Annotated in this window: 23 protein-coding genes; 14 read left to right on the top strand and 9 right to left on the bottom strand. The window is 49.5% G+C overall.

The genetic code is table 11. From position 1 onward, the window contains the following. Positions 1 to 131: 131 nt before the first annotated feature. The 3 genes from pfkA to EPD17_RS11710 all read left to right on the top strand — a co-directional run bounded on the left by pfkA (position 132) and on the right by EPD17_RS11710 (position 4,398). Positions 132 to 1,115, top strand: coding sequence for a 6-phosphofructokinase (gene pfkA, locus EPD17_RS11720; protein ID WP_175580731.1), 984 nt, complete (start codon positions 132 to 134; stop codon positions 1,113 to 1,115). 113 nt (positions 1,116 to 1,228) lie between these two features. Then, complete coding sequence (pyk, locus tag EPD17_RS11715; RefSeq protein WP_132054413.1) at positions 1,229 to 2,722, top strand: pyruvate kinase; 1,494 nt, start codon at positions 1,229 to 1,231, stop codon at positions 2,720 to 2,722. A 290-nt stretch (positions 2,723 to 3,012) separates the two neighbouring features. Next, entirely contained in the window at positions 3,013 to 4,398 is a 1,386-nt protein-coding gene (locus EPD17_RS11710; RefSeq protein ID WP_240040600.1) for a vanadium-dependent haloperoxidase, read from the top strand. Between the two features lie 62 nt (positions 4,399 to 4,460). On the opposite strand, the gene EPD17_RS11705 is transcribed toward EPD17_RS11710, so the two are convergent. The 4 genes from EPD17_RS11705 to EPD17_RS11690 all read right to left on the bottom strand — a co-directional run bounded on the left by EPD17_RS11705 (position 4,461) and on the right by EPD17_RS11690 (position 7,963). Next, positions 4,461 to 5,198, bottom strand: coding sequence for a 3-keto-disaccharide hydrolase (locus EPD17_RS11705; protein ID WP_132054411.1), 738 nt, complete (start codon positions 5,196 to 5,198; stop codon positions 4,461 to 4,463). A 3-nt stretch (positions 5,199 to 5,201) separates the two neighbouring features. Continuing rightward, on the bottom strand, positions 5,202 to 5,615 hold the full coding sequence (locus EPD17_RS11700; RefSeq protein ID WP_114234136.1) for a c-type cytochrome: 414 nt from the start codon (positions 5,613 to 5,615) through the stop codon (positions 5,202 to 5,204). A gap of 26 nt (positions 5,616 to 5,641) precedes the next feature. After that, positions 5,642 to 6,694, bottom strand: a complete 1,053-nt coding sequence (locus EPD17_RS11695; protein ID WP_114234137.1) for a sugar phosphate isomerase/epimerase family protein — start codon at positions 6,692 to 6,694, stop codon at positions 5,642 to 5,644. Positions 6,695 to 6,805: 111 nt separating this feature from the next. Then, positions 6,806 to 7,963, bottom strand: a complete 1,158-nt coding sequence (locus EPD17_RS11690; protein ID WP_132054409.1) for a Gfo/Idh/MocA family protein — start codon at positions 7,961 to 7,963, stop codon at positions 6,806 to 6,808. A gap of 291 nt (positions 7,964 to 8,254) precedes the next feature. Between EPD17_RS11690 and EPD17_RS11685 the strand changes: the two genes are divergently transcribed. The 6 genes from EPD17_RS11685 to EPD17_RS11660 all read left to right on the top strand — a co-directional run bounded on the left by EPD17_RS11685 (position 8,255) and on the right by EPD17_RS11660 (position 14,897). Next, positions 8,255 to 9,496, top strand: coding sequence for an MFS transporter (locus EPD17_RS11685; protein WP_114234139.1), 1,242 nt, complete (start codon positions 8,255 to 8,257; stop codon positions 9,494 to 9,496). A gap of 208 nt (positions 9,497 to 9,704) precedes the next feature. Further along, entirely contained in the window at positions 9,705 to 10,469 is a 765-nt protein-coding gene (locus EPD17_RS11680; protein WP_317126703.1) for a hydroxypyruvate isomerase family protein, read from the top strand. Between the two features lie 61 nt (positions 10,470 to 10,530). After that, positions 10,531 to 12,231: a GMC oxidoreductase gene (locus EPD17_RS11675; RefSeq protein WP_132054405.1), complete on the top strand. Its 1,701-nt coding sequence runs from the start codon at positions 10,531 to 10,533 to the stop codon at positions 12,229 to 12,231. 75 nt (positions 12,232 to 12,306) lie between these two features. Next, the gene (locus EPD17_RS11670; RefSeq protein WP_132054403.1) at positions 12,307 to 13,755 is read left to right on the top strand and encodes a Gfo/Idh/MocA family protein; all 1,449 of its coding nucleotides are present in this window, start codon (positions 12,307 to 12,309) and stop codon (positions 13,753 to 13,755) included. Positions 13,756 to 13,887: 132 nt separating this feature from the next. After that, a complete protein-coding gene (locus EPD17_RS11665) occupies positions 13,888 to 14,448 on the top strand; it encodes a gluconate 2-dehydrogenase subunit 3 family protein (protein WP_132054401.1) in 561 nt (186 codons plus the stop codon). A gap of 137 nt (positions 14,449 to 14,585) precedes the next feature. Further along, positions 14,586 to 14,897: a hypothetical protein gene (locus tag EPD17_RS11660; RefSeq protein WP_132054399.1), complete on the top strand. Its 312-nt coding sequence runs from the start codon at positions 14,586 to 14,588 to the stop codon at positions 14,895 to 14,897. Positions 14,898 to 14,927: 30 nt separating this feature from the next. Here EPD17_RS11660 and EPD17_RS11655 read toward each other — a convergent pair whose 3' ends face one another. The 3 genes from EPD17_RS11655 to EPD17_RS11645 form a co-directional block, all read right to left on the bottom strand. After that, positions 14,928 to 15,935, bottom strand: coding sequence for a transglutaminase domain-containing protein (locus EPD17_RS11655; RefSeq protein WP_132054397.1), 1,008 nt, complete (start codon positions 15,933 to 15,935; stop codon positions 14,928 to 14,930). Between the two features lie 310 nt (positions 15,936 to 16,245). Further along, entirely contained in the window at positions 16,246 to 16,641 is a 396-nt protein-coding gene (locus EPD17_RS11650; protein ID WP_132054395.1) for a hypothetical protein, read from the bottom strand. A gap of 348 nt (positions 16,642 to 16,989) precedes the next feature. Beyond that, positions 16,990 to 18,531, bottom strand: coding sequence for a hypothetical protein (locus EPD17_RS11645; RefSeq protein WP_132054393.1), 1,542 nt, complete (start codon positions 18,529 to 18,531; stop codon positions 16,990 to 16,992). A 150-nt stretch (positions 18,532 to 18,681) separates the two neighbouring features. Here EPD17_RS11645 and EPD17_RS11640 point away from each other — a divergent pair, with 150 nt between their 5' ends. Both EPD17_RS11640 and EPD17_RS11635 read left to right on the top strand, forming a co-directional pair. Beyond that, a complete protein-coding gene (locus tag EPD17_RS11640) occupies positions 18,682 to 19,155 on the top strand; it encodes a 23S rRNA (pseudouridine(1915)-N(3))-methyltransferase RlmH (protein ID WP_132054391.1) in 474 nt (157 codons plus the stop codon). 83 nt (positions 19,156 to 19,238) lie between these two features. Continuing rightward, entirely contained in the window at positions 19,239 to 19,883 is a 645-nt protein-coding gene (locus EPD17_RS11635) for a rhomboid family intramembrane serine protease (RefSeq protein ID WP_132054389.1), read from the top strand. On the opposite strand, the gene tilS is transcribed toward EPD17_RS11635, so the two are convergent. Together tilS and EPD17_RS11625 are read right to left on the bottom strand one after the other, a co-directional pair. Beyond that, on the bottom strand, positions 19,840 to 21,306 hold the full coding sequence (tilS, locus tag EPD17_RS11630) for a tRNA lysidine(34) synthetase TilS (protein ID WP_240040599.1): 1,467 nt from the start codon (positions 21,304 to 21,306) through the stop codon (positions 19,840 to 19,842). The genes EPD17_RS11635 and tilS overlap by 44 nt on opposite strands. Then, positions 21,303 to 21,605 (bottom strand): tetratricopeptide repeat protein, encoded by a 303-nt coding sequence (locus tag EPD17_RS11625; protein WP_240040598.1) that lies wholly within the window; start codon positions 21,603 to 21,605, stop codon positions 21,303 to 21,305. The genes tilS and EPD17_RS11625 overlap by 4 nt, the downstream gene beginning before the upstream one ends. Positions 21,606 to 21,709: 104 nt before the next feature. On the opposite strand from EPD17_RS11625, the gene EPD17_RS11620 reads away from it, so the two are divergent. The 3 genes from EPD17_RS11620 to EPD17_RS11610 all read left to right on the top strand — a co-directional run bounded on the left by EPD17_RS11620 (position 21,710) and on the right by EPD17_RS11610 (position 24,232). Then, complete coding sequence (locus EPD17_RS11620) at positions 21,710 to 22,453, top strand: electron transfer flavoprotein subunit beta/FixA family protein (protein WP_132054385.1); 744 nt, start codon at positions 21,710 to 21,712, stop codon at positions 22,451 to 22,453. A 108-nt stretch (positions 22,454 to 22,561) separates the two neighbouring features. Further along, positions 22,562 to 23,530 carry an electron transfer flavoprotein subunit alpha/FixB family protein gene (locus EPD17_RS11615; protein ID WP_132054383.1) on the top strand — a complete coding sequence of 323 codons (969 nt, stop codon included), beginning with the start codon at positions 22,562 to 22,564 and terminating at the stop codon, positions 23,528 to 23,530. Between the two features lie 111 nt (positions 23,531 to 23,641). Beyond that, positions 23,642 to 24,232, top strand: a complete 591-nt coding sequence (locus EPD17_RS11610) for a bifunctional nuclease family protein (RefSeq protein WP_132054381.1) — start codon at positions 23,642 to 23,644, stop codon at positions 24,230 to 24,232. The last annotated feature ends 120 nt before the right edge of the window (positions 24,233 to 24,352 follow it).

Raw genomic sequence — 24,352 nt, 5'->3', positions numbered from 1 at the left:
AGCTTAGCTGAGTAAGGTTAGCCACCCTATTTTTTTGTCAAGTGGTTACTTATTACAAAACCTTATTTTTGGCCCGCTAATCACTGAACAATTAGCAAACATTTTCGGGTTTTGTTAGAAATTGATCAATAATGCAAAAGAAAGTAAACCGCATAGGTGTGTTAACTTCCGGTGGCGACTCACCGGGCATGAACGCAGCAGTAAGGGCGGTGGTACGCACGGGACTGTACAACGGATTGGAAGTTTACGGCATCATGCGTGGTTACCAGGGCCTTATCGAAGACGATATTTTTAAAATGGAATCCCGTTCGGTAGCCAACATTATTCAGCGAGGCGGCACCATTTTGAAAACAGCCCGTTGCAAAGAATTTTATACGCCGGAAGGCCGCAAAAAAGGGTACGATGTGCTGGCAAAACGAGGCATCGACGGCCTGGTAGTAATTGGTGGTGACGGATCCTTTAAAGGAGCGCTGGCACTGAGTAAAGAATATGATATTCCCTGTGTTGGCCTGGCCGGCACCATTGATAAAGATATTGTAGGTACTGATTTTACCATTGGTTTTGATACCGCTGTAAATACAGCCGTAGAAGCCATTGATAAAATCCGTGATACGGCCGATGCCCATGACCGCCTGTTCATCATCGAGGTGATGGGCCGCGACGCTGGCTACATTGCCCTGCACAGCGGCATTGCCACCGGCGCCGAAAGCATCCTGATCCCGGAGCGCAAAACCGACATCAACGCGGTAATTGAATCGCTGCTGGAAAAGGAAAAGCGAAAGAAGCTAGTGAACCTTATTGTAGTAGCCGAAGGCGACGAATTTGGCGGTGCCAATGAAGTGGCCAAAGCCGTAAAAGAGCGGATGCCCAACATTGATGCACGGGTTTGTATTTTGGGGCACATTCAGCGCGGCGGTTCGCCTACTTGTATCGATCGCCTCACTGCCAGCCGCATGGGCTACCACGCCGTGGAGTGCCTGGTTGAAGGCAAGCACAATGTTTTTGTGGGCATTTTAAACAACCGCATGAACTATGTGCCGCTGGAAAATGTGGGCAAGAAAAAAGGCACCGTGTCGGAAGAGTGGATGAAGATTGTAAAGATCTTGGCCAGCTAGGCCGTATTATAACCGTTTCGACTTAAGATTTTATAACGCAACAAAATAAACTTCGGACTGCAGGTTAGCACATCAAGTTTGCCCCACATTCCGCAGTTAGATCGGGACTTATTATGTCACAAAACATTTCCAAGTACCTGCATAAAAATATGGATATGCAGGCGGGTATCGAGCACACGTTTCACCGCACCAAAATTGTAGCTACCGTGGGCCCCGCCTGCGATACCTACGACAAACTGTTGCAACTGGTAAAAGCCGGCGTAAACGTGTTTCGCCTCAACTTTTCGCATGGCGACCATGCCGACAAAGCCCAGATCATTGAGCACATCCGCAACATCAACAAAACAGAGCCTTACAATATTTCGATCCTCGGCGACCTGCAAGGACCAAAACTGCGTGTTGGCGACATCGAGAACGGCGGCCTCGATATTGCTCCCGGCGACATCCTTACTTTTTCTTCAAGAGAAAAAGTGGTGGGCAACATGGAGCGCATTTACATTTCCTACCCCAACCTGAACCAGGATGTAGAAGTAGGCAATAAGATCCTGATCGACGACGGAAAGATTGAAGTGGTGGTTTCAGAAATTACACCTGAAGGCGATGTAAAAGTGGTGGTTACCTACGGCGGCACCTTGAAGCCTAAGAAAGGTGTGAATTTGCCGGACACGAAGATTTCGCTGCCGGCCATGACCGAGAAAGACATTGCCGACCTCGATTTTATCATCGACCAAAAACTGGATTGGGTGGCACTTTCATTTGTGCGCCGTGCCGAAGATATCATCGACCTTAAGCGCCGCCTCAATGAACGCAACAGCCCCATTAAAGTAATTGCCAAAATTGAAATGCCTTCAGCGTTGGTTGATCTCCGCAACATTGTGGTGGAATCAGACGCGGTGATGGTAGCCCGTGGCGACCTTGGTGTGGAACTGCCCGTAGAAAAAGTGCCGATGGCACAACGCGACATTATCCGCAAATGCATCCACCGCGCCAAGCCTGTAATTGTGGCTACGCAAATGATGGAAAGCATGATCGACCGCGTAAAACCAAACCGCTCCGAAATTACCGACGTTGCCAACGCAGTATTGGAAGGCGCTGATGCGGTGATGCTGAGTGGCGAAACAGCTACCGGCCAGCATCCTGCACTGGTGGTGCAAACCATGCGCAAGATCATCCAGGAAGTGGAGCGTACTGAGTACCGCTACAACCGCGAAGAAGACCTGGTGCCCCAGCCCCACTCCCCTTCGTTCCTCAGTGATGCCATTTGCTACAACGCTTGTAAACTGGCCCGCGACGTTCGTGCCGATGCCATCATTGGTATGACGCAAAGTGGTTATACCGCGTTTATGCTGTCGTCGTACCGGCCCAAATCGCCGCTGTATATTTTCACCAAAGAACGTACGCTGCTAAACCAGCTTAGCCTGAGCTGGGGTGTTCGTGCCTTTTATTACGGCGAGGAAGAAAGCCTGGATGCGATCCATTCCGATCAAATCAAAATTTTGCAGGAACGCGGTTTTGTGAAATCGGCCGACGTGGTGATCAACACCGGTTCTACACCGGTGGACCAGCACCTGCCGACCAACATCATCAAGATCTCCAAAGTGGATTAAGTTCTCGTAATATTTTTATATAGCAAAAGGCCGTTCATTCAGAACGGCCTTTTGTTTTTCTATTTCTGTAAAAAAATGATGCTGGTGAAAAATCAACACTAGCCGGCTAGGTGTAAGTTCGGCCCGATTTCCCATTCTCAAAAACAGCGCAAGACGACTTTTCCTCAGTACAAACCAAACTCTGACTAGGTGAAATGCAAAGAAATCAGTGCAATTAGCCTACACTCAACAGGTTTCCTTAATTTTAGTAACCACTATTGCCTGTTCAAACTAACGTTGAGCCACCTATTATGATGAAGTCCGTTGTTTATTGTTGCCTGCTGGCAGTGCTGCTTTTTGCCTGCAAGGAAAAAGATTACCAGCCTTATTCCCGCGACCCGTTGCTGTACAGCAAAACCGTGAAGAAACTGAACGACGTGGTATTGCAAAACAATTTCACACCAGTAGTCGCTTCCCGTAACTATGCGTACGCCAACATTGCAGCATACGAGTGCATTGCTGCCGGCGACAGCAGTTATCTTTCTTTATCAGGGCAAATCAAACACCTGCCGCCCATGCCCAAGCCTGCACCGGACCAGCAGGTTGACTATCGGCTGGCAGCCCTGCTTGCATTTGTGCAAGTGGGCAACGCAGTTACGTTCCCCGAAGGTGTGCTGATGGATTATTACGACGAACTGAAAAAAGGTGCCCGCAACGCAGGCATGCCCCGCGAAGTATTAGCTAGTACGGTTGCGTTTGCCGATACTATTTCGGCCACCATTATGAAATGGAGCAAAGGCGACAATTATGCGCAAACACGCAGTGCGGAAAAATTTTCGGTGCGTACCGAAGACGGCCGCTGGATACCTACGCCGCCCATGTATGCGCAAGCAATGGAACCGCATTGGTGCGATATCAGGCCATTGGTGCTCGACACCTGCACACAGTTTGCACCACCACCACCACCGAAGTTTGATTTAACCAACAAGAATAGCGCATTTTATAAAGAATTAATGGAGGTAAAAAACTCTGTGGATTCGTTGGATGATGAACGTCGGCACATCGCGGAATTTTTCGACGACAATCCGTTCAACATGAACGTGCAGGGCCACGTAATGTTTGCCACCAAAAAGTTTTCGCCGCCGGGTCACTGGATGAATATTGTGGGCATCGCTGCGCAAAAGGCCGGTGCCGATTTCAACACAACTGTTGCTGCGTATACGCAAACCGCTATTGCACTTTTTGATGGATTTATTGCTTGCTGGAAAACGAAATTCAGCAACAACACAGTACGGCCCGAAACCGTGATCAATAAACATCTTGATCCCGAATGGCGGCCATTTATTCAAACACCTCCGTTTCCTTCATATGTATCGGGCCACTCCGTTATTTCGGCAGGTGCTGCCGAAGTAATGGCGCATTATTTTGGTAAAAAATTCCAGTACACCGATACTTCCCTTACCGAGTTTGGCATCAAGGAACGCAGCTTTCAATCATTTCATGATGCGGCCTGGGAAGCATCCATGTCACGGCTGTATGGTGGCATTCATTACCGGAGTGATTTAGTTGAAGGATATAACGCCGGTATCAAAATTGGCAACCATGTAGTAAGCCAGTTGCAACTAAAGGCCGGCGCCACGGCCACCGCTAAAAAAGAAGAAGAACCGGCTACCGTATTTGCCAAAGAGGAACAATAAAAAAAGAAGAGTGCAGCAAACACTTGCTGCACTCTTACAATCGGATAGTTTAAAGAGGCTCGTCAGAGCCTTTTTATTTTGATGTTGCGGAACCACACGGCGTCGCCATGATCCTGCAAAGCGATATGGCCGGTTTTGAAAGCACTGAAGCCTTCCCAATCTTTGAACTTGGAATTGGCCACCATTTGCTTCCATGCATCATCCCACATCATTGTATTTACAATGTGTTCACCGTTCAGGTAAAAATCAAGCTTCCCCTTGTTGGCAACAATTTCCGCAGTGTTCCATTCACCTGCTGGCTTCACCGTTTCTTTTGAAGAAGCAATGAGGTCGTACAGGTCACCGGCCCGGTGCTTGTGAATCTTGGCATCCGGATGGCCGGCATTGTCCAACACCTGCATTTCAGGGCCGGTCATGTATGTGGCGTCGTATTTTTTTGGATCATCCTGCACGTAAAAGATCACTCCGGAGTTTCCGTTCGGTGCAATTTTCCAATCGTACACCAGGTGGAAATTATCATATGCTTCGTTGGTCACCAAGTCGCCACCGGAGTTGTTGCCCAAAGCTTTTTTGGCTTCCGGGTCAAAGTACAGCGTACCATCTACCGCCTTCCATGCACCACCGGCGGTGGTGCTGCCATACGAATGCCAGCCCTTGGTGCTGGTGCCGTCAAATAGCATCGTCCAGCCATCCTGGGTGGGTGCCGCGGTTGTGCCTGATGTTTCCATGGTGGTTTGTTTTGGTCCGTCGCAAGCCAGCAGCATCATTGCCGCAATGCCCGCAGTTAAGGGTGTTTTCATGCTTTATTTTTTAAGCAACAAAATATATTTTACCATAGCGGTCGCATCTTCTTTCGACAGCGTAGGATGCGGTGTCATTACCGCAGGTCCCCAATTGCCCGAGCCGCCCGAAATGATTTTATCAGCCAGCATCGAAACGGTCGAATCATCATTGGTGTACTTGTTGGCAATTTCGCGGAACGACGGACCCACCAGTTTGTCATCCACTTTATGGCAGGCAGCGCAATCGCTTTTTGCTTCCAGCGCAAGCCCAGCCTTGTAATCGGGATGCTGGCTGATGTCAACTGCTTCGGGCTCGGTAGTGGCTGCAGGCGCATCAGCAGTGGGTGCTGTTTCTGCCGGCGTTTTGCCCGCCTCGTTGGAGCCACAAGCAACTAAAATGGAAAGAACTGTAAGGGTCAGGAAAACTTTTTTCATGAACAATTATTTAAGCTTAAAATTAATTAAATACCCAGCACCGAACGATTGAACTCCTCGCTGGAACCGGTTCCGGCAAAGTCGTCAAAGGTTTTATCGGTGGTGCGGATGATGTGGTTTTTGATAAATACAGCGCCTTCTTTTGCGCCGTCTTCGGGATGCTTCATAGCACACTCCCACTCCATTACTGCCCAACCGGCAAAGTTGTATGCAGTGAGCTTGCTGAACACCGACTTAAAATCAACCTGTCCATCGCCCAGCGAACGGAACCTGCCGGCACGTTCCACCCAGCCTTGGTAACCGCCGTACACACCTTGCTTTCCGGTGGGGTTGAACTCTGCATCTTTTACATGAAATGCACGGATGCGCTCATGGTAATGGTCAATATATGCGAGGTAGTCGAGGCATTGCAAAACAAAATGCGACGGATCATACAGCAGACATGCACGGGGATGGTTGTCTACTTCTTTCAAAAACATCTCATACGAAATGCCATCGTGCAGGTCTTCGCCGGGATGAATTTCATAACATACATCCACGCCGCTTTCATCAAAAGCATCGAGGATCGGACGCCAGCGGTTACCCAATTCACGGAAGCCAGTTTCAACCAAACCGGCAGGACGTTGCGGCCAGGGGTAAACGGTTGGCCAAAGCAGCGCACCGCTGAAGGTTGCATGCGCATTCAAGCCCAGGTTTTGCGACGCTTTTGCAGCCCATTTTAGTTGTTGTACAGCCCACTCCTGGCGTGCCTTTGGATTGCCATGCACTTCTTTAGGAGCGAAGCCATCAAACAAGGCATCGTATGCAGGATGCACGGCCACCAACTGGCCTTGCAGGTGCGTTGAAAGTTCGGTGATCTCCAGTCCTAATTCATTGATGGTTCCTTTTAGTTCGTCGGCGTAGGTTTTGCTTTCGGCTGCTTTTTGCAGATCAATAATATGCGATGCCCATGTAGGCAATTGCACGCCAACAAAACCAAGATCGGCGGCCCATTTACAAATACTTTTCAGATCATTGAATGGTGCCTGGTCGCCCAGAAACTGGGCAAGAAAAATACCCGGTCCTTTTATTGTTTTCATCTCTTTTAATTTAAAAGAAAGTAAAAAACCACAAAGGCACAAAGTAGCAAAGCCACACAAAGAAACGCTCTGTGTGACTTAATGCTTCCGTGTCTTTGTGGCTTGAAAATATTACACTTCAAATGTGGTCCACTTTTCATTGCTTTCGTGGCTGCGCACCACGTTGTCAATGAAAGCCATACCCCTGATGCCATCGTTCACCGACGGGAATTCAACCTGGTCGGTATCCACTTGCTCGCCGGTAATGCGTCCTTGCAAGGTGCGGGCAAAATTGCGGTAGATGTTGCCGAATGCCTCCAAGTAACCTTCGGGGTGACCGCCCGGTGTGCGGGTATTCATTTTAGCAATCTCACTATTGAATGCGGTGCCTGCACGATAAATTTCAGCAGGCTTGTTGAGCCATTTTACAATCAGTGTATTGGGCTCTTGCTGGTACCATTCAATACCGCCTTCTTCGCCGTATATTTTAATGGTCAAATTATTTTCTTCACCGGCAGCAACCTGTGTTGCAGTGAGTACACCGGTTGCACCGCCATCAAATTGCAGCAACACGCCACCGTCATCATCCAGTGCACGGCCTGCCACAACAATATTAAGTGCTGCGCAAAGCTTTGAAACTTTTTGTCCCGTAATGTATTCGGCAAGGTTGAATGCGTGGGTGCCAATGTCGCCCATAGCGCCGGCTTTGCCCGAACGCTTGGGATCGGTGCGCCATGCGGCCTGTGCATTTCCTTCTCGTTCAGAAAGCTTGCTGAGCCAACCCTGGTGGTACGAAACATATACTTTGCGGATCTTTCCAAACATGCCTTCTTTCACCATCTGGCGGGCTTGTTTTACCATTGGGTAACCCGTGTATGTATGCGTGAGGCAAAGTGTAAGTCCAGTCTCTTCAACTTTCTTTGCCAGTTGTTTTGCTTCGTCCAGCGAAACAGTAATGGGCTTTTCAATCACCACATGAAAGCCGCGGTCCAGCGCAGCCATGGCCGGTGCAAAATGCGCAAAGTTGGGTGTTACGATGGTAACGAAATCCATGCGCTTGTCTTCGGGCAGTGCGCTTTCTTTTTCCAGCATTTCCTCCCAGGTGGTGTAAATGCGGCTTTCTTCCAAAAAGAGCGAACGACCGCTGTCGACAGCAATTTCCTGGTTGATGCTGAGTGCTCCGCAAACCAGCTCAATCAATCCGTCGGAATTGGCAGCAATGCGGTGAATGGCTCCAATGAAGGCATCCTTGCCTCCACCGATCATACCCATTCTAAGTTTTCTGTTCATCGTCATGGCGTTTAGGTATTCAGAAATTATGCGTGAATAAAGGCCATCATGCGCAAAATGTGAAAAATATTTGTCAACATAAATGGCGTGGAAAACTATTGCAAATAGCCCTGCAACGGTACAGGTTTTTAAAAATAAACATTTACATTTAACCACTCTTTTTTTCTTTCACCACCCTAACGTTTGCCTATTATGAAGCCGGTCAGCCGTAGCCATCTTTGCAGCATCAACTCCGTCGTACTCTTTTTCGCATCTTTCTAAAATAAACCTTCGATTAAAACGTATAACCAAATGAACGAGAACGTTAACAAAAGTGCCTTGTTTAACGGAAGTTGCTTTGCACTCATCACCACTGCTTTTACATTTTCCATTCGTGCAGGTATTCTTCCGCAATTAGGCGAACAGTTTGGTCTTTCTGCCGAACAACTTGGCTTCATCAACTCCATGTGGTTCCTGGGCTTTCCTATTTCCATGATCATTGGCGGACTGGTGTACCACACATTCGGCCCTAAGAACATCATGCTGGTGGCACTGGTTTGTCACACATTGGGTATCCTGCTCACTATCTATGCAGGCGGTTATTCCACCTTGCTTATTTCCACCTTATTTATTGGTATTGGTAACGGTTGTACCGAAGCAGCTTGTAACCCGATGATTGCTGACATGTATTCAGGTGTTAAGATGCAAAAGATGCTTTCCCGCTTCCACATGTGGTTCCCCGGCGGCATTCTGCTCGGTTCGCTCATTTCATTGGGCATGACCAGAATGGGCTTTGGCTGGCAGGCGCAAATGTGGGTAACAATGATCCCTACTGTTATTTATGCCGTTTTGTTTTTTGGAAAAACATTTCCGAAATCACAGATCGAAGATGCCAACTCGCTTTCCACCAACTTTAAAGCGATGCTGAGCCCGGTGTTTATATTCCTGTTTTTCGCCATGGCTTTGACCGCTATCTCCGAGTTCGGTCCTAACCAGTGGGTAAGTATTATCCTGGTGGCCAGCGGCGCTGAGCCCCTGCTCATCTTGGCTTTGACATTTGGAATTGCTGCTGTTGGCCGCTGGTTTGCAGGCCCCGTAGTTGCCAGTTTGGGGCAAACCGGTGTGCTGCTTGCAGGCGCTGTTCTTACTGCCATTGGTATCTATATGTTCAGCACCATCACTGGCCCGATGACGTATGTTGCTGCAATAGTTTTCGCATTGGGCATTTGCTACTTCTGGCCCGTAATGATCGGTTCGGTGGCGCACCGTGTTCCAAAAAGCAGCGCATTGGGTATGTCTATTGTTGGTGGTGTAGGTATGTTTTCAACCGCCATTTGGCAGCCCATCATCGGTGGCTGGATTGACAGTGCCCGTGAAAAAAGCGCCGCGGCTGGTCTTACCGGCGATGCGCTGGAACTGGCAACCGGCCAGGATACTTTGATGAAGATGCTGGCATTCCCTGCAATCCTCATCGTATTGTTTACCATCTTTTTCTTCTGGCAAAAAAATACCAAGCGCATTACCGAAAGCGAAATGACAATGGCAGTGCACTAGTCATTGGGTACAGCATCTTGCCAGATACGCGTTGTTCTTTATTGTCGTCCCATCATTGAATTGTGCAATACAAAAATGTAATTCGTAATTCATCTAAATGGCACAATACCATCGCAGAGATCTGATCAAACAGTTGGCTGCAGGAAGCCTTGCAGCTGTGGCATTACCCGTTTTTGCTGCTTCCTGCGCCAACTCAAAAACGAAACGTTTGAAAAATAATATCCAACATTCAGTTTGCCGCTGGACCTATGGCTTTATGCCGCTGGAGCAATTGTGCACCACGGTAAAAGACATCGGCATTGCGGCCATTGATTTGGTTGGTCCCAAAGACTGGCCAACACTTAAAAAGCACGGCATCTACTCCAGCATGTGCAATGGTGCGGAAATAAGCCTCACCGAGGGTTGGAACGACCCGCAATACCACGACCGCCTCATCAAACAATACAACGAACACATCGACCTGGTAGCTGCAGCCGGCTACAAAAACCTGATCTGCTTTAGCGGTAACCGCAAAGGCATGGACGATGAAACCGGCATGAACAATTGTGCTACGGGTTTAAAAAAGATCATGGCGCATGCCGAGCAAAAAGGCGTAACGCTGATCATGGAGCTCCTCAACAGCAAGGTGGATCATGCCGATTATATGTGCGGCCATACGGCATGGGGCGTATCGCTTTGTAAAAAAATCGGTTCCGAAAACTTCAAGCTGCTCTACGACATTTACCACATGCAGATCGATGAAGGCGATGTGATCCGCACCATCCAGCAGAGCCATCAGTACATCGGTCATTACCACACCGGCGGTGTGCCGGGCCGCCACGAAATCGACGAATCGCAGGAGCTGTATTACCCTGCCATCATCAAAGCCATTGTGCAAACCGGTTTCAAAGGATACCTGGCCCAAGAGTTTATCCCGGCGGCCGATGATAAAATTGCTTCATTAAGAAAGGCCATCAGCATCTGTGATGTTTGATAAAACAGTACATTCAACATCTGCTTTACCTCTTTTGTACACCTTATAACGATTACGCCATATGGCAACCAACGTTTACGACGCTATTGTAGTGGGCTCCGGCATCTCGGGTGGCTGGGCCGCCAAAGAACTCTGCGAAAAAGGCCTCAAAACCATCATGCTGGAGCGGGGCCGCGATGTTAAGCACGTGAAGGATTACGTAAGTGCCAACAAGGAATTGTGGCAGTTTCCGCACCGTGGAGGCCGCACCCAGCAAATGATCGAGGATTATCCCGTGCTGAAACGCGATTACCCGCTGAACGAAATGAACCTCGACTTTTGGGTGAATGAAAAAGAAAGCCCCTACACCGAAACCAAGCGGTTCGACTGGTTCCGTGGTTATCATGTAGGCGGCCGTTCGCTTACCTGGGGCCGGCAGAGCTACCGCTTTTCCGACCTCGATTTTGAAGCCAATGCAAAGGAAGGCATCGGTGTAGATTGGCCCATCCGCTACAAAGACATTGCGCCCTGGTACAGCTACGCAGAAAAATTTGCCGGCGTTAGCGGCAACCGCGATGGACTGCCACAATTGCCCGATGGCGATTTTCAGCCACCCATGGAACTCAACTGCGTTGAAAAAGACGTGGCCGACCGAATCAAGGCGCATTGGAAAGGCCAGCGCCTGCTGACCATTGGCCGCACCGCAAATATTACCCAGCCACTGACGGGCCGCACCAATTGCCAGTACCGCAACAAATGCTGGCTGGGCTGCCCGTTTGGCGCATATTTCAGTACACAATCTTCTACCCTCCCAGCGGCAGAAAAAACAGGCAACTTAACGCTGCGCCCCTGGTCGATTGTAAAAGAAATTATTTACGATAAAGACACCGGCCTTGCTAAAGGTGTACGCATTGTAGATGCGCAGGACAATAAAACCTACGACTATTTTGCGAAGGTGATTTTCCTCAACGCCTCGGCAATGAACTCAACCTGGGTGCTGATGAACTCGGCCACCGACATCTGGCCCGACGGGTTGGGTAGCAGCAGCGGCGAGTTGGGCCACAACCTGATGGACCACCATTTCCGCCTCGGTGCATCCGGCCGTGCCGAAGGTTACGACGACAAATATTATTATGGCCGGCGGCCAAACGGCATTTATATTCCGCGTTTCCAAAACGTGGGCTCTGACAAACGCGATTACCTGCGTGGCTTTGGCTACCAGGGCAGCGCCAGCCGCCAGGGCTGGAACCGCGATGTGGCTGAAATGGCCATTGGCGGCGACTTTAAAGATGCGCTGGGTGAACCGGGGCCGTGGACCATGGGTATTACCGCCTTCGGCGAAATTTTGCCCTACCACGAAAACATGATCAGCCTCGACAAAACGAAGAAAGACAAATGGGGCCTGCCGGTGTTGGCCATTGATGCTACTATCCGAGAGAACGAAGAAAAAATGCGCAAGGACATGACCGGCGAAGCTGTGGCCATGTTGGAAGCCGCCGGGCTGAAAGATGTGAAGCCTTTTGACAACACTTACTATATGGGCCAGGGCATCCACGAGATGGGCACTGCCCGCATGGGTCGCGACCCGAAAACATCGGTGCTCAATGGCAACAACCAGGTGTGGGATGCGCCCAACGTATTTGTAACCGATGGCGCCTGCATGACTTCTGCAGCTTGCGTAAACCCATCGCTTACCTATATGGCACTGACCGCCCGTGCCGCCGACCATGCCGTGAAGGAGTTGAAAAAAGGAACATTTGATAAAGTGCGGCTGCAGGCATAAACCGCCCTCGGCATATTAATTTTTGAAGTACAAATCAATTCTTGCTCGTAAATTCTAACGCCCAACAACCTTGTCATGAATAAAGAACAACAACCGCAAAACTCACGCAGGAGTTTTATCAAAAATGCGGGTTTGGCCGCAGCAGGTTTTTTTATTGTTCCCCGCCACGTTTTAGGCCGAGGCTTCCTGGCACCCAGCGACCGCTTAGTGGTAGCCGGCATTGGTGTAGGTGGCAAGGGTGAAAGTGACATCAACAGTTTTTTCAAAAGCGGCAAAGCCGACATTGGTTACCTCGTTGATGTGGACGACCGCCGTGCAGCCACTTCGGTAAAGCGTTTTCCTAAAGCAAAATATTACAAAGACTGGCGTGAGCTGTTCGACAAAGAATCAAAAAGCTTTGATGCCGTTTCTGTATCGACCCCCGATCATAACCACGCAGTGCAAACCCTTGCAGCAATGCAGTTGGGCAAACACGTGTATGTGCAAAAGCCACTGACCCACGACATTTACGAAGCCCGTGTGCTCACCGAAGCCGCAAAGCGGTACAAGGTAATTACGCAAATGGGCAACCAGGGTGCTTCCGGCGACGGCACCCGCCTGATGAAAGACTGGTTTGAAGCCGGCCTTATTGGCGATGTGCACACCATTTACTCATGGACCGACCGCCCCGTGTGGCCACAGGGTATTGAATGGCCCAAAGCAAAAGCCGATGTGCCTAAAGAACTGGATTGGGACCTGTGGCTTGGTACTGCTCCCTACCGCGATTATATCGACAAACTGGTGCCTTTTAACTGGCGCGGCTGGTGGGAATACGGCACTGGCGCCCTCGGTGATATGGGTTGCCACATGTTGGAGCCGGCTTTCCGTGTGCTGGACCTGCGCTACGCAAAAGATGTACAGGCCTCGGTAGGCTCGGTGTATGTTGATGAATTCAAACGCGGTTATTTTCCTGAAAGCTTCCCTCCTTCCAGCCATGTTACGCTTACGTTCCCGAAAACAGCCAAAACAAAAGGCGAGGTAAAAGTGCATTGGATGGATGGCGGCATACAGCCCGAACGGCCCGAAGAATTGGGACCAAACGAAGTATTTGGCGATGGCGGTAACGGCACCCTCTTTATTGGTACAAAAGGCAAAATGATGTGCGGCACATATGGACAAAATCCGCAATTGCTGCCCACTTCCAAAACAAAAGAAACCAAAGTAAAACAGGTGGACCCTCGTGTTGCCGGCGGTGCCGAAGGCCACTATGCGCAGTGGGTGGAAGCCTGTATTGCCGGGCATGGCAAAGGCCAGGTAAGTTCGCCATTTGAAGTGGCGGGCCCGCTGACCGAGCTGCTGCTGATGGCCAACCTCGCCATCCGGGCACACGACATCAGGAAGCCGCTGGAAAACAACCGGTTCAGCTTCCCTGGTCGCGGCCTGAAACTGGTGTGGGACAATGCACAGATGAAAGTGACCAATTTCGACGATGTAAACCAATGGGTAAAACGCGAATACCGGCAAGGGTATAGTTTGAAAGCGTAGATGAGGATGATGGATGATTGATGGTGGATGATAGTGATTATTCAATCATCAATAATTAACCGCAGCATTCACAATTCACCATTCACAATTCACCCCTTTCAACCCAGATCAAAAACTTTAAAACACATTATCGTGAACAGAAGAGAAGCGGTACAACATATTGCCCTGTTACTGGGCGGCGCCATGGTGGGCTCCAGCGCCCTGCTGACCGGTTGCAAAACCGAAACCGCCAAGCCCACCGAATGGAAACCCGAGGACATAGTTTACCTCGATGAAATCGCGGATACTATTTTACCTACCACCGGCACCCCCGGCGCTAAAGCGGCGCAGGTCGGGCAGTTTATGACCGTGATGGTAAACGACTGCTACGAGGAACGCGACCAAAAAGTGTTCCGCGAAGGAATGGACAAACTGAATGCGTTGGCAAAAGACAAACACGGCAACGGGTTTGTGCAATTGACCCCGCAGCAGCGCCACGAATTATTGGTGGCCCTCGATGCAGAGCAAAAAGACTACGCCGGAAAGAAAAAGCCCGAAGACCCGGCGCATTATTTCCGGATGATGAAAGAACTGACCCTGCTTGGGTATTTCACCTCCGAGATCGGCTCCACGCAAGCCCGCCGGCATATACCCGTTCCCGGTAGTTACAAAGGCTGTGTGCCGTATCAAAAAGGCGAGAAAGCATACACCTAAATTTTTTATACCGTTAAATTCGAAAGCTGCTTTGCAATTTGTGAAGCAGCTTTTTTTGTGTGAACCCATCCAAAAATGGCGTTGAAAACTTGCTGCGCGGCTGTTGTATATTTGCAGGCCCAAAGGGCACAACTAATATGGTTAATTGTATTTGCATCAACGACGAGGGAAGACCGGAGCAGATTGCGCCGGATAAATGGGTAAAAAAGGACGAGCAATACCGCATTACCCATGTTTATTTTCATCCCAAACAAGGCATCCAGGGTTGCACGCTTTATGAAAAGCCATTGGATGAATCGTGTAAACCATTCGAAACATTCAAGTTGTCGCGGTTTGCTATTCACCACGACGACCTGGAAGCATTTATTGAATTGTGCCGCATGTGCACCGAGCTGAATGATGTGGAGATTGAAAAACTGATCGAGGAATCTGAATTACAGACTATTTAGAAGCATTCAATACTGAATAAAGACGCCGCTTTAATGAGCGGCTTCTTTATTTCGGGCGGCCGCCAGCGGTTGTTTGATGTTGAGCCGGTACTGCAAAACACTTTCGCCGTTAAGCACCACGTATAACCACTGAACTTGTGGCGAATGCACCACATACGTGTATCCTACCCGGGCACCGTTTACCAGAGGGGGTTTTTCGGGATAGTTGCGCCAAACCGGGCCGGTGTGCCGCCGCGGGTCGCCAAAAGGCTGGTCCCAAACCTCCATTTTTTTCTCCGGCTCGAACGTTTCCAATTCAATCAATACTGTATCGCCCACTGCCGCTTCGATAATACCAATGGCAGGGCTAAAACTTTTGATTTGCTGGCGAACAAAAGATGTATGCTTGAACGGCGTCTGCTGAAACTCCCGGATCAGCGGCTGGTCGGGCAGCAAGGTCCAACCCGGATCTTCTGGGTAATGGTCGCGGATAAAAGATTGCGGATCAGCGAGGTAATAGCGGCTGTCGAACTGTCGAAAAAACTGGTCGCCGCGCATATTTGTAAAGCCGCTGGCCCAGGTAGCATCCAGCAGGTACCAAATGCTGTCGATGCGCACCGCGTTCCACGAATGATTGGCGCGGAAAAACCTTCCCTGACTGCCGCTGCCGGTTCGGGCATAACCATTGATCACCACGGCTTCCAGCCCGGCATGGTCGCACAGCACCTTGAACAGCCGCGCATAGCCATCGCAAACGGCCTCGCCTTTTTGCAACACCAGTTCGGCCACCCGCTGGTCGAGCGGTGGCAAAACGGTGGATGTATCATCGTCTTCAAAGTTGCTTTGCTGGCGCCTGCTGCGGGTTGCGGCAAATGGGCCGGAAACTTTATAACTGATGTTGCCGGTGATCCAATAGAAAATGGCATCGGCCTTTTGGCGTTCGGTTTTGCTGTTCCGCGTCAACTCATGTGCCAGCCGGGCCGCAGCCGAAGGTGCTTTTTGCGCCAGTGCGCCGTTGCAACATAGACCAATAAAAAATATGAAGAAGGCAAACCGCATTTCCAAAACACTATTTTTCCAATACACCGAAATTTACCAAAAAGGCGCAGCCACATTTGATTAAATGCCGCTCGAAAACGCATTAAGCGCAAGCGCAAAATTCAATGCCCCAGATGATATTTTGCTTCGGGCCAATATTAAAGTTAATAAAAAGATGTGCGGAAAATTGCGTTGTTACATCGGTCAGTGTTCTAGTCTACCGTATAAACGGGTACAACGCAAAAAACCACTTGAAACGATTCGTGATAAAAACGCATCATTTCAAGTGGTATCAATTATCTAACGCTCCGGAACGGTTTTTAGAAAGGGTTTAAATTTCCACCAACTCCTCCACCGGCTTCAACTTTGCATTGAATTGGCTTTGCCAACCGGCTACGGTTAGGCTTAGTTCGGCCAGGGTGGCGCGGTTACAATCTTTGCGGGAAAATTCGAGCCCCTCATGTGCGGGGACCACTTTAGCCACTACACCAAAGTTTTCGCGAATCAGGTGTTCTACTTCGCTTTTGGTAAACCAGCTTTTGATGCTGAGCACGCCTTGGTGGTGCACTCTCCGCACCAGTTCAAGCAGGGTACCGCCAGCCATTGGCCGGCTCAGTGAACGATCTTCATTGGCATCAAAAATTTGCAGGGTAAGATAAGGGAAGCATTTGTTGAACCGGTACTGCAGGTCTCCAACGGTCCGCCAGTCATCTATTTCAAGCAACATGTCGTTAGCATTTAAGGTGAGTCAATGAATAACTGATTGAGGCTTTGTTGTATGCCCCGTTCAATTGTATACAGCAAAATTGCCCCTGCTGAACTTCTTGTATGCTGATGTGCATCAACCGATGGAAAGATTCAACTCATATGCGGTTATTACATTGGTTTTCAAACAAGTAACAGCAGCGTAAAACAAATATGTGATGATAGTCAGTAAAATGTCCCGGCTTTGCGGACACTAAAAAAGAAGCCCCGCCTCAACAGGCAGGGCCAAACAACTAACCCACTTTTTTCTAAAAAAGGAACAAAGAAAAAGTAGGATTCAAAAATAAGCCATTGCTATTTGCTAAAAAAATTAGTTTTTACCTTCTTCCTCTTCCGCCGGTTTTTGCGCCACTACCGGTGCTGCGCCCAGGCTTTCAAAATGTAATTTTATTTTTTTGTCGTTCTTTTCTGCAATGTCGATCAGGTCGTTGCCGTCCATACCGTAAACATGCACCACCGGCGCACCCTGTGGTACCTTTCCAATTTGAAACCGGTCCTTACCTCCTAAACCTTCCAAGTGCAGGAAACGTGTTTCACCTGCAGGGAAAAACCGGTTGTAACGCTGCAGCCCTTGCTTTCCGGCCTTATCCAATGCAAACACCTGCACCCGGACGCCGTTATTCTCTGGTGTAACGGTAAACAGTTCTGCTTTTTTTGTTCCCCAAACCTGCACCTCTGCAGCCACTTGTTTGTAATATTCCATCACGGGCCGCATCATCGTGTTGCGCCTGCTTTTTAACCGGGATCTTAAAAAGTCGCCACTTCCGGCCACGACCGGTGCCGGCATGCGGGCCACCGCCGCATCAATCACCGCATCGGAAAGCTGTGCCTGAAACTCTTCAATCACCTGCTGCCACTCGCCAGCATCGAGGTCATTTAAAAAGATCGGATCGAACTCGCGGCTTTTATAATTGAGGCTGGGCAGCCCTTTTGTCTTGGCCTTAAACCAGTTGAGGTGCTTCATTGCCACGGCTTTTCCAACCCGGGGAATAAGCCCGCTGCTTTGGAAAAAAGCCTGGTCGCGGTCACGCGGGATGGCGTAATAATATTTGGCCCCGGCCGAATCCAGGATACCCCAGCGCCATTGATCGGCGTGGCGGTCCCAGTCGGCAATGAGCATATCGAGCAGCCTCGCTTTCAAAACCTGGCGCTGCAGTATCAGCCGGTCTTCATCTTCGCCCAGTTTTTCCTGCGCAGTAGCAGTGCTTTTCGAGTCGGAATCATCCGGCGTGGGATTGCGTTTTTCTAAAAACACCACCTGGCCGGCAAATATTTTCTGGTGTTCGCCAAATGCGGGATCATCAGGAATGTAGAACAGTTGCGGATCAGGTGCGGAAACACCGATGGCTTTGGCCATATGTGCTACCACCAACGGTGCATACGGGTGTGCTGCTGATATCATATCCTGCACCAACGTTTGCGCCAGCGTACCGCGTAGCTTGGGCGGCAGCGCTTTCTCCACATCTTTATCTACGGTACGCAGCACCCACTCCACCCCGGCTTTATCTACGAGTTGCAATGATTTTGTTTGTTGGCCACCGCCCAACTCTGTGACCTTCAAACCTGAGGCTTTCAGGTCGAAGACCGGCATGCGCACCGGCGTACTCCAAACCTGCCGGTAATTATTTCCAATGAAAATGCGGCGCATGAGGGTGGGCTTGTATTTGGCGCTGGCCGCAACCGTAATGGAATCGGCCGCCGGACCCACGGGTTGGTGGGGCGCACCGGCAGGCGCTTGCAGCACCAAGGCCAGCAGCAAAAACATAAGGGAGCTTTTTAGGTAAAAAGCTGTTTCGATGCGTTGGGCCTTGCGCAGGCCCCGAATGAGGATATATTCGTTAAGCTTAGCCATTCTGTTTGTAGCTATACAAATGACTTGCCGGGCCCGCATTTCCCCAAAATTTCCGCGGCCCTTTTTAAACACCACGTGGCATTTTTATAAAATACCTCCTTCAAAGGCGGACAAAACAACGTTTTGTGGCGGAGGCGTTACATTCGTTGCATGAAGATCAGTTTCTGGTCGGTGGGCAAAAGCCATGAGCCTTATGTGCTGCAGGGCATCGACAATTTTACCAAAAGGATCGGCAAATATTACCCGGTGGAATGGCAGATCATTGCGCCGCCAAAAAACTCCGGGCTGTTGCCTGAGGCTGAACTAAAGAAAAAGGAAGGTGCGATTGTGTTGCAGCTGCTACGGCCAGATGATTACCTGTGTGTGCTGGACGAGCGGGGCAAACCGTTCCGATCGGAAGGGCTTGCGCTATTTATCCAGCAACGGGCCAATGAAAGTGTACGGCAACTGGTGTTTTTAATTGGTGGTGCTTACGGACTTGACGAAGCGGTGCTGCAAAAAGCAAAACACCAATGGTCGCTTTCGCAATTGACATTTCCACATCAGTTGGTACGGCTTATCTTAGCCGAGCAGGTGTATCGTGCCTGCACCATTTTGCGCAACGAAAAATACCACCACGAATAGCGGAGCGTACATCAAGATTTTTTGCGGCAAATAATGGTTTCGCACCTTTCAATTAAAAACAGACACAGGTTTAAATACATTTCATGTTTTCCATCACCATCATTATCCTGATCATCACCTGCCTCGTTTCGTTTGGCGCTTTTAATAACCAAAAGATTATGAACGACCTGATCTTTTACCCCCCCGCAGTGCAGCAGGGACAGTGGTACCGGTTTTTTACCTGTGGGTTGATCCATGCCGACATTGGCCACCTGGCGTTCAACATGATCTCGCTCTACTTTTTTGGTGAAGGTGTGGAGCGGGCCTTTACTGCAATAATGGGCGACCTAGGCAGATGGGTGTTCCTGATTTTATATTTATCGGCCTTGGTGGCATCGTTGTTACCCACTTACTTGAAAAATAAAGACAACCATTATTACCGGAGTTTAGGTGCTTCCGGCGCAGTGAGTGCCGTTATTTTTTCGGGCTTGCTGTTAGCGCCTGGCTCAAGCGTTTACCTTTTTCTCATCCCGATTCCCATTCCCGGGTTCATTTTTGCGCCGCTCTATCTCCTTATTTCTATTTACCTCGACCGTCGTGGCGATTCCAACATCAACCATTCAGCGCATATCTGGGGTGCAGTTTACGGTCTTGCTTTTACTTTGGTTGCCAGCTACGCAGTTGGCTTCGATGTGTTCGGTTATTTTATTTTGGGCGTGCAAGATTACCTGCAGAACCTTGGGCAATAGCGATTTTTATAACTTGTTTTGTTTGTGCTGTAACTTTAAAACGGTCGTCAATACGGTGGCCGGCAACCCAGGCAATGCGGTTGCCCGAATGCAATATCCATACGGCGTCTTTAACTTGCTTAGAAAGCTTTTGGCTGCTTAGAAAGCGGGCTACTTTTTTCTTTTTCCCGAGGCCCAACGGGTAAAAATAATCGCCTTGTTTTAGGCGGCGCAGCATCAGTGAAGCGTCAATTTTGGCTGCATCTAAAAATGCGATATGCGCAGGTGCTTCAACGGTTTTCGGCACTGCACAATGCTGCCAAGAAATGCTGCCACCTTCGAATTGAACGGTTCCCTTCTCGCCTTCCAACAAAACAATGCTTTGCGCCGCGGCTTGCAGCGGTGCAATAATAATCCAGGCACGGTGGCGCAACACCTGGTGGGTTGCGGAGCGTACATACTTGCCGGTTTCACTGGCAAGCAAATGCACCACATCGCCGGTTTGTGCCGGCCGAAACCCATACTCCTTTAGTATTTCATAAACAATGGTGTTCAGCGGTTGCACCCTTGCCAGTTTCAGCACCGGTATGTGCACTTCTGCACCTTTATATTCCAGCAACGCTTTTCTGTGTGAATCCACCGCCTGTTGATATAACAATTCTGCTTCGTAAAATTTTGGAATGCTGTCGCCAATGTTATCAAGGGCCTGTGGCATTTTTTGCGCAACAATGGGCAGCAATTCTTTCCGGAAAAAATTACGGGTGTACTTGGTGCTGGCGTTACTGCTGTCTTCTACCCACTGTAGTTTATTGGCCTGGGCAAATGTTTCCAATTCGCTGCGCTTAGCAAAAAGCAGCGGCCGCACTACCTTATTTTTTTTTGGTAAAATGCCCCGCAAACCACTGATGCCAGTGCCTTTGAAAAAATGCATCGCCACCGTTTCGATGTTATCATCGAGGTGGTGCGCAGTGAGCAGGTATTGGTGCTTTAATAAAGAGTCGTTTCCTACTTTTTGTGATGCAGAATGGCTTGAAGCTCCTTCATTTGAAACCAATTGCCACTGCCCGTCACCTTCTTCCCATTCCGATTGCAGCAATTCATCAAACCAGGCATAGCGCAGCTTTCGTGCAGCCTCTTGGATGGAAAGTTTTTGCTCCGCGGCGTAAGCTTCGGTTTGAAAACTTTTTACCATGATTGGCACAGCATACTGTTTTGCCAACTGTCGCACATATGATTCGTCCCGCATAGTTTCCTCACCACGCAATCCGAAATTGCAATGGGCAATAGAAAAAGAAAATCCCGAACGGTAGCACAAGGCACACAACACCGCCGAATCAAGCCCGCCACTAACGGCGATCAGTAACCGGTCTTTAGCGTGAAATAACTGGTGGGCTCTAATGTATTCGGTAAACTTTCGTTGCAGGTCGGGGCTGGTCAAGATCAAAAAGTTAAGTCTTCGTATGCGGAACGCAGTTCGCTATAAGCATGATTGTCGCCGGCCTTTTTCGCCATCACCATACCTTTTTCGTAAGCAGCAACAGCAGCATCGGTGGCGCCATTGCGCTCCAGCAATTTTGCCAGATGATAATAAGAACCAATGTAATTTTCGTCGCGTTGCAGCAATTGTTCAAACAGATCCCTTGCTGCCGCATCGTTGCCCAATTTAATATGCTCCAACGCCAACGCATGTTGCACAAAACTATCTTCCGGGTTGACCGCTAAAAATTCCTGCAACTTCGCCATTCTGTCCATTATCTATTGGGGTGTCCTGCTTTGAGATTATTTTTGACGCAGCGTATTTTTTCCTAATTTAGTTGCATAAACAACTATATAAAAAACATTGCTGCATGAAAATACTGGTTTGCATCAGTAAGACACCGGACACCACGGCAAAAATAGCCTTCACCGACAACAACACGAAATTTGCCGAGGCGGGTGTTCAATGGATCATCAATCCGTACGACGAATGGTATGCACTGGTTAAAGCCTTGGAACTAAAGGAAGCCGACGCTTCGATTACGTTGCACCTGTTGCACGTAGGCGGCACCGACAGCGAGCCCGTGATCCGCAAAGCGCTGGCGCTGGGCGGCGACGAAGCCATCCGTGTAAACGCAGTGCCTACCGATTCATATTCCGTAGCGGCGCAAATTGCAGCCGTTGCTAAGGATGGTGGTTACGACCTCATTTTTACCGGTAAAGAAACCATCGATTACAACAACGGCGTGATTGGCGGCATGGTTGCCGAAATGCTGGACCTCCCCTACATTGCGCTGGCAACTTCGTTCCAGCTATCAGGTACAACGGCTACCATTAAGCGAGAAATTGAAGGCGGTGAAGAAACCGTGGAAGTGCAACTGCCTGTTGTGGTGAGCTGCCAAAAAGGAATGGCCGAGGCCCGCATTCCCAATATGCGCGGCATTATGGCGGCTCGCACCAAACCGCTGCGTGTGGTGGAACCGGTTGCTGCCGAAAAATACACCGAAGTTGCCGAGTTTGGCTTGCCCCCTGCGAAGGCCGGCGTTAAACTCGTATCGCCCGACAACGTGGAAGAACTGGTACGCCTGCTCCACGAAGAAGCAAGGGTGATTTAACCCAACGGATTAACTTAAAAAAATTAACCGGTGCGGATGCGCAAGATTGTCGTCGGCACGGGCATAACCAACAGCTGTTGCAACACAATAGCTTTTAAAAATAATTAAATGAGCGTTTTAGTATTTATAGACCTGGTAGATGGCCAGGTAAAAAAAGCGGCACACGAAGCCCTTACTTATGGCGCCAAACTGGCTGCGCAAATGGGCACAACTGCCGAAGGCGTGGTGCTGGGCAGCGAAGTAGGTACCGACCTGGGCGAACTGGGTGCACATGGTGTTGCCAAAATTCACCAGGTAAGCGGTGATGGTTTCAGGGAAGGCGATGCGCAGGTGTTTGCAAAAGTTGTGGCCGATGTGGCCGAAGCAACCGGCGCCGATGTGGTGGTATTTTCCAACAACACCAGCGGCAAAGCAATTGCGCCGCGGGTGGCAGTTCGGCTAAACGCCGGCCTGGTTTCTGGTGCTGTTGCCTTGCCCGAAACAGACGGCAGTTTTGTGGTGCGCAAGAATGTGTTTTCGGGAAAAGCATTTGCCAAGGTTTCGGTGAAAACCGCGAAAAAAGTAATTGCACTGAACGTAAACAGTTTTACCATTGAAACCGGCGACGGCAAGGCCGAGGTTGTTCCATTCCAGGCCGAAGTGCCCGCCTCGAAAATAAAAGTGATTGGTTCCAATAAAACTACCGGCAAAGTATCACTCACCGAAGCTGAGGTGGTGGTGAGTGCCGGCCGCGGCATGAAAGGCCCCGAAAACTGGGGCATTGTGGAAGACCTGGCGACGGCACTGGATGCTGCCCTTGCTTGCAGCCGCCCCGTAGCCGATGCGCATTGGCGTCCGCACAACGAGCACGTAGGTCAAACAGGCGTGGCCATTGCCCCTAACCTCTACGTTGCGGTGGGTATTTCCGGCGCCATTCAACACCTGGCTGGTGTTAACCGCAGCAAGGTGATCGTGGTGATCAACAAAGATCCTGAAGCGCCATTTTTTAAGGCTGCGGACTACGGCATTGTAGGAGATGTTTTTGAGGTATTGCCGAAATTTACCGAGGCCGTGAAAAAAGTAAAAGGAGTAGCATAGAATTTGTTTGTAAAAATGCCACCCATGAGCAGGGTGGCATTTTTATTTATATATAGCGTAGGTTTGTACCCTTGCAAAAAATGGATTTTACCGACATTTTAGCTTCGAAGTATGAAGAAAATAGAACTGGAAATTGTGGCGCTTTCGCATAGCATTACCCAAACACATTCCTACGCAGTGGTGTTGGGCGAAGTAAACGGCCTGCGCCGGCTGCCCATTGTTATTGGTGGATTTGAAGCTCAGGCAATTGCAGTGGCGCTGGAAAAAATGCAACCCAGCCGCCCCCTTACCCACGACCTGATGAAAAATTTCATGAATGCGTTTAATATCGAGCTGCACGAGGTGATCATCACTGACCTGCAAGAAGGCATTTTTTACTCAAAACTGGTGTGCACTTCCGAACACGACACGATTGAAATTGACAGCCGCACTTCTGATGCGCTGGCCCTGGCCGTTCGGTTTGGCTGCCCCGTTTATACCTACGAGCACATCCTGGAAAGTGCCGGCATCATGATGGAAGATACTGCCGCCGCTAAAAAACGCAAGGAAGGCAGCGCGGTGGAGCAAAGCAAAAGCGATACAGATGATTTGAAAAGCCTGTCGCTGGAAGCACTGAACAAACTGCTCAATGAAGTGTTGGAGCAGGAAGATTATATCAAGGCAATTGCGATTCGGGATGAGATCAACAGCCGCAATCGCTGATTAAAGGATTGGGCGGGATGTTCGGGATTAGTTTTAATTGATGGATTTTCATCTTTCAAGCAAAAATCTTACAGTTAAACGTATTGAACATCTACTTTATCGATCCAGTCGCTTTACTTG

Source organism: Pseudocnuella soli (assembly GCF_004347775.1).
Taxonomy (GTDB): domain Bacteria; phylum Bacteroidota; class Bacteroidia; order Chitinophagales; family Chitinophagaceae; genus Flavisolibacter; species Flavisolibacter aquaticus.
Note: the sequence above shows the minus strand (reverse complement) of the source record. Positions and strands in the feature narration are given on the sequence as shown.